The organism is Pseudomonas sp. LBUM1676 (assembly GCF_059695605.1).
Map to the genome: position 1 here is coordinate 3,813,494 of NZ_CP166777.1, position 11,805 is coordinate 3,825,298.

Below are 11,805 nucleotides of genomic sequence, written 5' to 3' on the forward strand. Positions count from 1 at the left end.
CAGAGTGTGGTGGCGACCGTTAGGCCGCCTTCGTCGGAACGCCGCCCGGAGCCGGCTCGCTCCCACATTGGAGTGCATTCCCCTGTGGGAGCGAGCCTGCTCGCGAAGCATTCACCGCCAATCTCAGGCCTTTTTCTTGTACGCGATACAATCAATTTCAACCTTGCAATCGACCATCATGCTCGCCTGCACACAAGCCCGGGCCGGAGCGTGCTCGCTTTTGAAATACTCGGAAAACACCTTGTTGAAACTCCAGAAATCCCGCGGATCTTCCAGCCACACGCCGGTGCGCACCACATCTTCCAGGCCATAACCGGCCTCTTGGAGAATCGCGATCAGGTTTTTCATGGTCTGGTGGGTCTGCTCGACGATGCCGCCCGCAATGATCTCGCCATCCACCGCCGGCACCTGGCCGGACACGTGCAGCCAGCCATCAGCTTCGACGGCGCGGGCAAAAGGACGGGGCTGGCCGCCACCGGCGGTGCTGCCGGTGCCGTAACGGGTAATGTTCATGAGTGTTTCTCCTGATTGAAATATGAAAAATTTAAAAGCGCGTGTTCTTGAGAAATTCCGCCAGTCGCGGCGATTGCGGGCGCTCGAACAATTCCTTGGGCGGCCCCTGCTCTTCGATCCGCCCCTGATTCATGAACACGATCTTGTCCGAGACCTCGAAGGCGAAGCGCATTTCGTGAGTCACCAGCAGCATGGTCATGCCGTCTTCGGCCAGGCCCTTGATCACGTTCAACACTTCGCCCACCAGTTCCGGGTCGAGGGCCGAGGTCACTTCGTCGAACAGCATCAGGCTCGGGTTCATCGCAATCGCCCGGGCAATCGCCACGCGCTGTTGCTGACCGCCGGACAACTGACCGGGGTAATGATCGCGCCGCTCCAGCAGGCCGACCCGATCCAGCCATTTTTCCGCCAGCGCCACCGCTTCATCCTTGTGCAGCTTTTTAACCTTGAGCAGACCGAGGGTCACGTTCTGCAAGGCCGTCAGGTGCGGAAACAGGTTGAATTGCTGGAACGCCATGCCGGTCATCGCACGATGACGGGCGATCACTTTTTCCGGGTGCCGCACGCGCTTGCCGTTGGCCTCGTCATAGCCGATGGATTCGCCATCGAGCAGGATCTGCCCGCCCTGAAATTCTTCGAGCATGTTCACGCAACGCAGCAGCGTGGTCTTGCCCGAACCGCTGGAGCCGATCAGCGTCACGACGTTGCCACGCTGCATGGTCAGGTCGACGCCCTTGAGCACTTCGAGCTGGCCGTACTTTTTGTGCAACCCGCGAATGTCCAGCAGGGGTTGAGCGTTTTGAGCGCTATCAGGTTGAGTCATGGCAGGGCCACCCGCTTTTCAATGTGCCGGCCGAGTAATTCGATGGCGTAGTTGATGACAAAAAACAGCAATCCGGCGAACAGGTAAAATTCCAGGGTCATGAAGGTCCGGGCAATGACCTGTTGAGTGCTGAGCAGCAACTCGGCCACGCCGATCACCGACAACAGCGTCGAAGCCTTGACGATCTCGGTGGACGAGTTGACCCAGGTCGGCAGGATCTGCCGCAACGCCTGGGGCAACAACACGTAGCCGAGCGACTGGAAGAACGTCAGGCCAATGGCCTTGCTCGCTTCCATCTGGCCGCTGGGCAGCGCCTGTAACGCACCGCGCACGATCTCGGCGACGTGGGAGCCGCAAAACAGCGTCAGCCCCAACGCGCCCGCCTGAAATGCGCTGATCTGCCAGCCCAGTGCCGGCGCCATATAGAAGCAGGCCAGCACCAGAACGAACACCGGCGTGCCGCGAATGATGTCGACGTAGAACCGAAACGGCGCGCGCATCCAGAACTTGCCATAGGTCAGCACCAGCCCCGCAACGATGCCGACCATCGTGCCTAGCAGAATCGCCAGCGCCGAGACCTGAACGCTGGTCAAAAAGCCCTGCCACAGCACCTCCCGCGCCACCCATAACTCATGCAACCAACTGGGGGATTCGTACATGGGGCCTCCTATCGGCGGATCGCCAGGCGCTGCTCGAGATAACGCAGCAGCATGGCAATGAGGTAACAGGCCGCAACATAGAGCGCTGTAGTGACCATCCAGGTTTCAATCACCCGGTAGCTCTCGACATTGATCTTGCGCGCGTAATAAGTCAGCTCCGGCACGGCAATCGCCGCCGCCAGGGAGGTGTCCTTGAACAGCGAAATGAAGTTGTTCGACAGCGCCGGCAACACATTGCGCAACATCACCGGCACAGTGACGTAGGCCTTGACCTGCCACTCGCCGAGCCCGATGGCGAGGCCCGCTTCGCGCTGTCCCTTGGGAATGCTCAACAGGCCGCCGCGAAACACCTCGGTCAGGTACGCCCCGGCATACAGCGACAGGGTGATGATGAACGACGGGATCTTGTCCAGACGAATCCCCAGGCTCGGCAAGGCGAAGTAGATCAACAGGATCAACACCAGGATCGGCGTATTGCGGATCACCGTCACATACACCGACGCCAGCACCCGCAACGCGCGATGCCTGGACAGCAAGGCAAACGCCATCAGCAGGCCGATCACGCAGCCGATCGCGATCGACACCAGCGCCAGCTGCAGGCCCAGACCGAGCCCCACCAGCAAGGTGTCGAAATCGCGCCACACGGCGGCAAAGTTCAACTGATAGTTCATGGTCAGCAGTACCTTGAGCGGGGCGCATCATGGGCGCCCCACTCCCACGGGATCATTTATATTCGACGGGGAAACCAATGGCCGGGCTAGGCAGGTCGACACCGAACCACTGCTTGAACGAGGCCGCGTAGGTCGGAAACTCAACGCCGGTCATGGCTTCATGCAAGGCGGTGTTGACGAAGTTCAGCCAGTCCTGATCGCCGCGCTTGACCGCACAGGCGTAGGTTTGCGGGCTCCAGGCGTAAGCCGGAGTGCGATAGCGACCCTGGTTCTGCACCATCAGGTACTTGACCGACGACTGGTCGGTAGCCGCGGCGTCGGCACGGCCCGAGTTCACCGCCTGATACATCAAGTCCACGCTGTCGTATTGATCGACCTTGGCCTTGGGCAAGGCCTGGTGCACCAGTTCTTCGGCGTACACGTTCTGCAGCACTGCCACAGTCACGCTGTCGCCGGCAGCTTTCAGGTCTTCGATTTCCTTGTACTTGCTGTTCGCCGGCAGCAACAGGCCGACGCCTTCACGGTAATACGGCAGGGTGAACGCCACCTGCTGGGCACGGCTGGCGGTGACGGTGATGAACTGGCAACTCATGTCGACCTTGTCGGTCAGCAGGTTGGGAATTCGCGCATCGGACGACTGCACCACGAACTCGACCTTGCTCGGGTCGTTGAACAAACCCTTGGCCACCATCCGCGCGATATCGATATCGAAACCCTGCAACTTGCCGTCCGCGCCCTGGAAGTGCCACGGCGCATTGGTACTGCCCGTACCCACGATCAACTTCCCGCGGGCCAGCACGCTGTCGAGCTTGCTGTCCGCTGCCTGGGCAACCCCCATGGCACCAGCCGAAGCCGCGAAGAGAAAAATACACGCTTTGAACAAGGAAAGTCGGCGATGCATGGCAAGCACTCCAGGTGATGTGTATTCCGCTATACCGGAACATGGTATGTAACAACGGAATAGACAGCAGAAAGTGTGCCACAGGTTGTGGAGGGGATGTTGGGGAGATTGAAAAGCGATTTGAATCAGAGGGATGTGTCGGAGTGCGGGAAAGATGTTACGCAAAACCACAAGATGAAAACGCTACCATTGGCTACGTAGGGCGGGTATCAGGTTCACATTTGGTGCTCGGACCTGAGGCATGCGTCGTTTGAAAGATCGCATTCGCGAGCAGGCTCGCTCCCACAGTTGACCGAGTCGTGTTGACGATCACGGTCTAATAATGTGGGAGTGAGCCCCCCACACTTGACCGAGTCGAATTGGCCAACTCAGTCTAATGTGGGAGCGAGCCTGCTCGCGAAGAGGCCTTCACAGGCGGCGCAAAGTTACCCGCCGACAGGTGCCAGCAACACCCGCGTCACCCGTCGCTCTTCAACCGCCACCACCGTCAACCGCCAGCCTTCCCACTCATGGCTGTCACCAATCATCGGCAGTCGATCCAGCAAGCTCACCACCAGGCCCGCAAGGGTCTGGTAGTCGTCGGTGGGTTCTGCCGCAAAGCCGGTGCGCTGGCGCACCCGGGCCAGGTTCAGCGCGCCGCTGACCATGAAACCGCCCTGCTCTTGCACCACATCCGGGCCTTCGATTTCGCTGGCATCGGGCAGTTCGCCGGCAATCGATTCAAGAATGTCGGTCATGGTCAGCACACCGACGAAGTCGCCGAATTCGTTGACTACGAAGGCGATGTGGGTCGAGGCCTTGCGCATCTGTTCCAGGGCATTGAGGATCGAGTAGCTGTCCAGCAAGTTGATGGTTTTTCGCGCCAGTTCCTCAAGACCGGGTTGGTTGCCGGCCAGGTATTCCTTGAGCAGTTCCTTCTTGTGCACGAAGCCCAACGGCTCATCCACCGCACCGTCGCGAATCAGCGGCAGGCGCGAGTAGGACGAATGCATCAGCCGCGTGCGAATGGTCTCGGCATCGTCGGCCAGGTCAATGTGATCGACGTCGGCGCGCACGGTCATCACGGTACGGATCGGCCGCTCGGCCAGTTGCAACACGCCGCTGATCATCACCCGTTCGCGACGGTCGAACAGCTCCCCGCTTGGCACCTCACCGTTGTCCAGCATGTCGGCGATTTCCTCGCCGACGTCCTCCACCGCCAGCTTGCGACCACCGAGCAAACGCATCACCGCATGGGCCGTGCGTTCACGCAGTGGCCGCAGGCCCTGCATGGATTGCTTGCGACGAGCCCGGGCGATCTGGTTGAAGATTTCGATCAGGATCGAGAAACCAATGGCCGCATACAGGTAGCCCTTCGGAATGTGGAAACCCAGGCCTTCGGCGGTCAGGGCGAAACCGATCATCATCAGGAAGCCCAGACAGAGCATGATCACCGTCGGGTGCGCGTTGACGAATCGGGTCAACGGTTTGCTGGCAACGATCATCAGGCCGATGGAAATGATCACCGCGATCATCATCACCGCCAACTCATCGACCATGCCCACGGCGGTAATTACCGCGTCGAGGGAGAACACTGCATCGAGGACCACGATTTGCGCCACGATCGGCCAGAACAGGGCGTACGCCGCGTTGGACGAGCGCTCGCCGACATGGCCTTCGAGTCGTTCGTGCAATTCCATGGTGGCCTTGAACAACAGGAACACGCCGCCGAACAGCATGATCAGGTCGCGGCCGGAGAAGCTCTTGTCGAAGACTTCGAACAGCGGCTGAGTCAGGGTGACCAGCCAGGAAATACTCGCCAGCAGGCCCAGGCGCATCAACAGGGCCAGGGACAAACCGATGATTCGCGCACGGTCGCGCTGCTCGGGCGGCAGTTTGTCGGCAAGAATCGCGATAAACACCAGGTTATCGATGCCCAGCACCAGCTCCAGCACGATCAGGGTCAACAAGCCCAGCCAGGCGGTGGGGTCAGCTATCCATTCCATGAAAACGTCTCGATCTCTTCAGTGATGTTCAGAATGCCGGGCATGGCAAGGCGCGGCGCAGAGGCCGTGGAACTGCAATGTCGAAGCTGTTCGGAAGTCGGAAGACCGGATGTTTTGCGGGCATCAAGGCCGCACGGTGGCGCGAGGGGGAAGGATAACTGGGGGGCTCCAAAAGGGTGTTCATGCAAGTCCTGAAAGGAAAAAGGCCTTTGAGAGTACAGGTGAGAGCGATATTTCCTACAGCTGGAAATCATTACAAAATTTGTAGAGCCTTTGGATTTTCGTTGTTCCTGCAACCGCCTTCGCTTTTGCCCTTAGCGGTTTCTGACCTGTTCGATATACCTGGCCACCGCTGCCGATTTCTCGAACCGCCGATGAATCAATGACAACCACGAACTCGCCTCGCAACCCTTGATCGGCCGATACAACACGCCGGGCAAACCGACATGCCCGACCACCGATTCGGGCACCACGGCCACGCCCTGCCCCAAGGATACCAGGGCGATCACCGCCACCAACCCGCCTGGCTGCGCCCCCAGTTTCGGCGCAAAGCCACCCTCGGCAGCCACTTGCAAGGTGCCGCTGATCTGTTCCGGCAGGATGAACGTCTCGCCTTGCAAATGCTCCGGAGTGATATCCGGCAAACGACACAACCAGGAGTCGGTCGACAGCGCCAGCACAAAGCCTTCGGCGTCCAGGCGAATGGCCTCGATGCCTTCGGGGAAGGTCATGGGCGAGCGGACGTAGCCGATGTCGAATCGGCCTTCGACCACCATCGCCGGCAATGACGCCATGGGGCTTTCCCGTACGTTCAGGCTGACGTCCGGACACGCGCGGCTGAAGGCCTGCACTTGTTTTTGCAGCAAGCCCGAATACACCGCCGACGCCACGTAACCCAGTTCGATATGGCCAATATCCCCGCGGCCGGCACGCTGGGCATTGTGCTGGGCGTATTCGAATTGCCGCACCGTGGCCTCGGCTTCGATCACCAGTGCAGCGCCGGCCTCGGTCAGGCTGACTTCACGAGTCTGGCGCACGAACAGTCGCGTGCCCAGTTCGTTTTCCATGTCCTGGATCTGGCGCGTCAAGGTCGGCGGTGCGATGCCGAGTTGTTCGGCGGCGCGAGTGAAGTTGCCTTGTCGGGCAACAGCCAGGAAATAGCGAAAATGCCGTATGTCCATCGCAGTATTAGCTCAAAGGTAATGAAATTCCGTTATCCGGCTAACGAAGCCTGCAATCGCCCGCGATAAGCTCCTTGGTAACCACAGAAGGAGCCCTCGCCATGCACGTCAAACCCATTATAGCGCTCGCGGGCATTTGCCTTGCCCAAAAGGCAATCACACCATGAGCCGGGTTAGCCCTCGCCTGACGCTGCTGACGGCCTCTGGCGTCTGTTCGCTAATCGTCCTCGACACCAACATCGTCGCCGTGACATTGCCGACCATCGCCCGGGACCTGGGGGCGAACTTCGCCGACATCGAATGGGTGGTGAGTGCGTACATGCTAGTCTTTGCCGCCCTGCTGTTGCCGGCCGGAAGCATCGCCGACCGCTTTGGCCGGCAGAAAACCCTGCTCTGCGGCCTAGGCATCTTCATTCTCGCGTCCATTGGCTGCGGCGCGGCGCCCAACGCGTTGTTCCTCGACATCGCCCGGGCGATCAAGGGCGTCGGTGCGGCGTTGCTGCTGACCTCGGCCCTGGCCTCCATCGGCCATACCTTCCACGATGAAGTGGAACGGGCCAAGGCCTGGGCCTTCTGGGGCGCGTGCATGGGCGTGGCGATGACTGCGGCGCCGACGGTCGGCGGGCTGATCACCGAATACATGGGCTGGCGCTGGATCTTCTACCTCAATTTGCCGGTGGGCTTGTTCCTGATGGCGATGGTCTGGCGCGCCGTGCCGGAATCTCGCGACACCCAGGCCGCACGTCTGGACCCTTGGGGCAGCCTGGCCTTCAGTGCGAGTTTGCTGTGCCTTATCTGGGGCCTGATCGAAGCCAACCGGATCGGCTGGAGCAACCCGATCACCTACGCCCGACTGATCGGCGGCGCGCTGTTGCTGGGGCTGTTCGTTGTGATTGAACGGCTGCAGCAGCGTCCGATGGTCGATCTGCAATTGTTCAAACACCCGCGCTTTATCGGCGCACTGTTGGGCATGTTTGCTTATGCCGGCTGCGCCCAGGTCATGATGACCCTGCTGCCGTTCTACCTGCAAAACGGCCTGGGTTTCTCGGCCATTGCGTCGGGCCTCGGGATGTTGCCGTTCGCCCTGACCATGCTGATTTGCCCGCGGATCGGCGTGCGCCTGGCCAGCCGCTTTGCCCCAGCCACGATCATGGCCGCCGGCTTGACCCTGGTCGGCAGCGGTAATCTGCTCAGCGCCTGGGCCGTCAGCAGCGGCGGCTACCTGCCCTTCGCCCTGGCGATTGCCGTGACCGGTGCCGGAGCCGGGTTGCTCAATGGCGACACGCAAAAGAACATCATGGCCTGCGTGCCCCGGGAACGCACCGGCATGGCCTCGGGCATGAGTACCACCATGCGTTTCAGCGCGATCGTTCTGGCCATCGGTGTGTTCGGCGCGTTGTTGTCCAGCCATACCGAGCTGTTATTGCGCACCAGCCTGGCGACACAGGGCGCGCAATGGCTCGACCAGACCCAGAGCATCGCCTCGCGGGTGGTGGCCGGTGACATGACGGCCGCGATGAGCCTGCTGCCGGAAACGGCACGGCCGCTAATCGAACCCCTGGCCCGTCAGGCCTTCGTCGGCGGCTTCAGTCTGCTGCTCTGGGTCGCCGGTTTGCTGGCATTGCTCGGGGCGTTGGTGGTAGGCACGCTGATGCGCAATCCGATCCCGGCACCTAAGGCTTTTTCCCTGAGTCTGGAATAGCAACAATCTATCTTCCGGAAAAGCGCAACCGCGACAATTTGCGCAAATCTCCCGCGAGGTAGTAATCATCGGTCCAGCTGTCATCCGCCGCCAACGGCTGGACCTGCTTGAGCGCGAGTTTCTTCGCGAAGTAGCGAAAGCGGTAATGTTCGTAGAACCGCAGCAGTTCCAGACCGTAACGGTCGGCCAGGTCGGTATCGCCGCGAATGATCAGGTAGTTTTCATCATTGCCGTTGCTGGCCGCCGCGCTGAGGTTGTGGCTGCCACTGATGATCGTCGGCGTGTCGCTGGTGAAGTCGGTGACCACGGCTTTGGTGTGCACCAGCAAGTTGCCCTTCTGGCCTTTCATGTTCTCCCTGAGCCAGCCTTCCAGTCCGGTATTGAGCAGCGCGGTGGCGGCGAACTCGGCGGTGCGGTCGGCGTGGAAACCGGTGATGCGGCTGGTGGTGTTTTGCAGACCGTAACGCAGGATGTCGTCCTCGGGCTGGCCCAGCAACGCATTGAGGATGTCGTCAGGCAAGGCGAACGCAGTGACGAACAGCACATCCTTTTCCGCGGCGTTGATGATCTCGGCGAAGGCTTGCAGATCGCCCCTGCCCGAGCGCGGTGAGAACCCGGTAAACAAGGGTTGCAGCGGGTCCATCGGATTATGTTGCGTCAGCCATTTGCGGGTGGTGCCGACATTCTCCGGGTGCGCCCAGACCTGCTCGAAGGTCTGCAGGTAGCTGGCGCTGACTCGCGCCTCATCCAAAACGTGCACCACGTTGGCCTGGCGGTAAACGCCATTGGCGGTGAAGTTGGTGCTGCCGCACAGTACCGCTTCAGGCTGATGCTGCCCTGTGGCGTCGAGCCGGCTCAGCACCATGAATTTGTTGTGGAAGATCTTGTGGGTGACGCGCCCGCGCTTGCTCTCTGGCGGGATCTTTTCCAGACTTTCTTCGTTCCTCGCGGTGCCTTTATCCCCGGATTTTGCGTGATACAACACACGAACCTTCACGCCACGTTCGAAGGCCGCGTTGATGGCGTCGACTATCACCCGCAACTCGTATTCGTAAATGGCGATGTCCAGCGCCCACCGATCATCCACGGCACGCTCGATAAAACCCAGCAAGCGCCCCAGCAGACCGTTTTCCAGCCATTGCCGCGGGGCATCGGGCCAGGCTTCGATAGGCAGGTTCTTGTTGGCGCTGATCAGTGCGTCGAGGTCTGGAAATTTGCGCTGGAACGCCTGGCTGGCGGCCACTGCACGGTTGAAAATCACACTCTGGTTGTGCGGCAGGCCATTGTCGGAGGTGACCGTCACTTCCAGACATTCACCCAGTTGCGGCGCATCGGCGCTGCCGTAGGCCAGGTGGATGCGATAATGGAGGGTCATTCCGGGGTTGACCGCGTAATCGGCCCAGCGAAACTTCTGTAACGGCGCGATATTGCTGGGAGTGGCGCGAAACTGGGGGAAGGTATGGGCCTTGCCGGGAAAGGTCAGGCTGTTGAACAGGAACAGCCAGGGTTTGCTGCCTTGCTGTTTTTCGATGGCGAAACCCAGCAGGCCCTTGCGCCTGGGTTCGGCCAGGTCCATGGCCAGCAAGACGCCGTTGGTGCCGACGTAGGCTTTGACGCGGAAATCGTCCTGATGGTTGGTGGCTAGAACGCGCACGGCTCACTCCTGTGATTTGGTTTTCTTCAGCCTGAAATCAACTCGTCGATATGTCGATAATCTGCACCCAGCCCGCTCGCCAATACCTTCGCCCGCCCAAGCCGAATCGGTCCGCGCTCAATGTCAATCAACAGCCCCGGACAATCAAGCGTCGGCAACACCGGGCAATCTTTCAATCGGCCATCGGTTACCAGCAACAGTCGCTGCCGCTCCGCCGGAAAACGCTTCTGCCGGGTTGCCAGCCATCGCCCCGCCTCACCCAGCGCCGCCAGCAACGGTGTGCCACCGCCCGCTCCCAGCCCATCGAGCCAATGGCGTAATCCGGTGGACGCCTTCAATCCTTGCACCTGCCATCTCGGCGCATGACCGCTGGCGGTCAGCAAGGCCAGGCGGGCGCGCTGGCGGTAGGCGTCGTCGAACAGTTGCGCCAACAGGCCCTTGGCATCGCTCAACGCCTGATGGCGGCGAGTCGAGGCCGAGGCGTCGACGATCACCAGCCACAGTTCGTGGGGTGAACGGGTACGCAGGTGGAACAGCACATCATCGCGCTGGCGCGGGCGGCCATTAAGCAAGGTTGCGGGCCAATTGATCGAGCCGTTGCGCGCGGCGTGGCGCTTGCCTTGCTTGCCGTGGTCCAACCGTCCGGCCCGGCGTCTGGCATTCGCCCCCGCGTCAGATCGAGGGCGAATGCCTAGGGCTTTTTTGGCCAGCTCGGTACCTCACGCCGGGCACCGACCGGCAAGGCCTGGGCGGGCATTTCGCCCCACTGGCCCTGGCCTTCCTCCGGGCTTGAATGCTGTCTGGCCTGCGCTTGACTGTGTTGTGGCGCCGGAGGCGACTGTTCGCGACGCCGATGGCGCAAGGCAAACTCTGCGACCGCATCGATATCTTCCTCGGCGATGGCGCTTGCACCTCGCCAGGCAGCGTGGGCACGGGCCGCGCGCAACCAGACCAGGTCGGCGCGCAAACCGTCGACTCGGGCAGCAAAGCAGCGCTCGGTAATGTGCGCCAGCGCTGCATCGTCAAGGGGGATGCTCGCCAGCGCGCTGCGCGCCTTTTGGCAACGCTCGCGCAGGGATTGTTGCCGGCTTTCCCATTCGGTGCAGAAGGCATGGGGGTCGCTGTCGAAATCCAGTCGCCGGCGAATGATCTGGCCACGCTCGGCGGGTGCGGTATGACCAGTGAGGGAGACATTCAGACCAAAGCGGTCGAGCAATTGCGGACGCAGCTCACCCTCTTCCGGATTCATGGTGCCGATCAGTACGAACTTCGCCGAATGCCGATGGGAGATGCCATCGCGCTCGATCAGATTGGTGCCGCTGGCGGCGACGTCGAGCAGCAGGTCCACGAGGTGATCGGGCAGCAGGTTGACCTCATCGACGTACAGCACGCCACCGTCAGCCTTGGCCAACACGCCCGGGGAGAATTGCGCGCGACCTGCGCTCAGCGCGGCGTCGAGGTCGAGGGTGCCTACCAGGCGTTCTTCGGTAGCGCCGAGGGGCAAGGTGACGAATTGACCGCTGGCCAGCAGATCCGCGAGCCCACGGGCCAGGGTTGATTTGGCCATGCCGCGCGGACCTTCGATCAGCACGCCACCGATTTTCGGGTCGATGGCGGTGAGGCAGAGGGCGAGTTTCAAGTCGTCGGCGCCGACCACGGCGGAGAGGGGGAAATGCGGGGTGTCGGTCATTTTTAATACTCAATCATGGTCGGGGT

11 protein-coding genes are annotated in these 11,805 nt (G+C 61.1%); 1 reads left to right on the top strand and 10 read right to left on the bottom strand.

Translation table 11 applies throughout. The annotated features are described in order from the left end of the window. Positions 1 to 123: 123 nt before the first annotated feature. From ACA041_RS17625 to ACA041_RS17655, 7 genes are all read right to left on the bottom strand, one after another. Positions 124 to 513, bottom strand: coding sequence for a RidA family protein (locus ACA041_RS17625; RefSeq protein WP_497434700.1), 390 nt, complete (start codon positions 511 to 513; stop codon positions 124 to 126). Between the two features lie 31 nt (positions 514 to 544). Continuing rightward, the gene (locus ACA041_RS17630; RefSeq protein WP_497434705.1) at positions 545 to 1,336 is read right to left on the bottom strand and encodes an amino acid ABC transporter ATP-binding protein; all 792 of its coding nucleotides are present in this window, start codon (positions 1,334 to 1,336) and stop codon (positions 545 to 547) included. Further along, positions 1,333 to 1,995, bottom strand: a complete 663-nt coding sequence (locus ACA041_RS17635) for an amino acid ABC transporter permease (protein WP_497434710.1) — start codon at positions 1,993 to 1,995, stop codon at positions 1,333 to 1,335. Before ACA041_RS17635 ends, ACA041_RS17630 begins: the two co-directional genes overlap by 4 nt. A gap of 8 nt (positions 1,996 to 2,003) precedes the next feature. Next, complete coding sequence (locus ACA041_RS17640) at positions 2,004 to 2,666, bottom strand: amino acid ABC transporter permease (RefSeq protein ID WP_497434716.1); 663 nt, start codon at positions 2,664 to 2,666, stop codon at positions 2,004 to 2,006. 52 nt (positions 2,667 to 2,718) lie between these two features. Further along, positions 2,719 to 3,567: a transporter substrate-binding protein gene (locus ACA041_RS17645; protein ID WP_497434722.1), complete on the bottom strand. Its 849-nt coding sequence runs from the start codon at positions 3,565 to 3,567 to the stop codon at positions 2,719 to 2,721. Between the two features lie 425 nt (positions 3,568 to 3,992). Then, positions 3,993 to 5,552 (bottom strand): TerC family protein, encoded by a 1,560-nt coding sequence (locus tag ACA041_RS17650; protein WP_497434726.1) that lies wholly within the window; start codon positions 5,550 to 5,552, stop codon positions 3,993 to 3,995. Between the two features lie 314 nt (positions 5,553 to 5,866). Continuing rightward, the gene (locus tag ACA041_RS17655; protein WP_497434729.1) at positions 5,867 to 6,733 is read right to left on the bottom strand and encodes a LysR family transcriptional regulator; all 867 of its coding nucleotides are present in this window, start codon (positions 6,731 to 6,733) and stop codon (positions 5,867 to 5,869) included. Between the two features lie 163 nt (positions 6,734 to 6,896). On the opposite strand from ACA041_RS17655, the gene ACA041_RS17660 reads away from it, so the two are divergent. Continuing rightward, entirely contained in the window at positions 6,897 to 8,435 is a 1,539-nt protein-coding gene (locus ACA041_RS17660) for an MFS transporter (protein ID WP_497434734.1), read from the top strand. Positions 8,436 to 8,442: 7 nt separating this feature from the next. Here the strand turns inward: ACA041_RS17660 and ACA041_RS17665 are convergent, their stop codons facing one another. The 3 genes from ACA041_RS17665 to ACA041_RS17675 all read right to left on the bottom strand — a co-directional run bounded on the left by ACA041_RS17665 (position 8,443) and on the right by ACA041_RS17675 (position 11,779). Further along, the gene (locus ACA041_RS17665) at positions 8,443 to 10,089 is read right to left on the bottom strand and encodes a phospholipase D-like domain-containing protein (RefSeq protein WP_497434739.1); all 1,647 of its coding nucleotides are present in this window, start codon (positions 10,087 to 10,089) and stop codon (positions 8,443 to 8,445) included. A gap of 26 nt (positions 10,090 to 10,115) precedes the next feature. Beyond that, positions 10,116 to 10,661, bottom strand: coding sequence for a vWA domain-containing protein (locus tag ACA041_RS17670; protein WP_497442103.1), 546 nt, complete (start codon positions 10,659 to 10,661; stop codon positions 10,116 to 10,118). A gap of 119 nt (positions 10,662 to 10,780) precedes the next feature. Beyond that, positions 10,781 to 11,779, bottom strand: a complete 999-nt coding sequence (locus tag ACA041_RS17675; protein ID WP_497434744.1) for a magnesium chelatase ATPase subunit I — start codon at positions 11,777 to 11,779, stop codon at positions 10,781 to 10,783. Between the last annotated feature and the right edge of the window lie 26 nt (positions 11,780 to 11,805).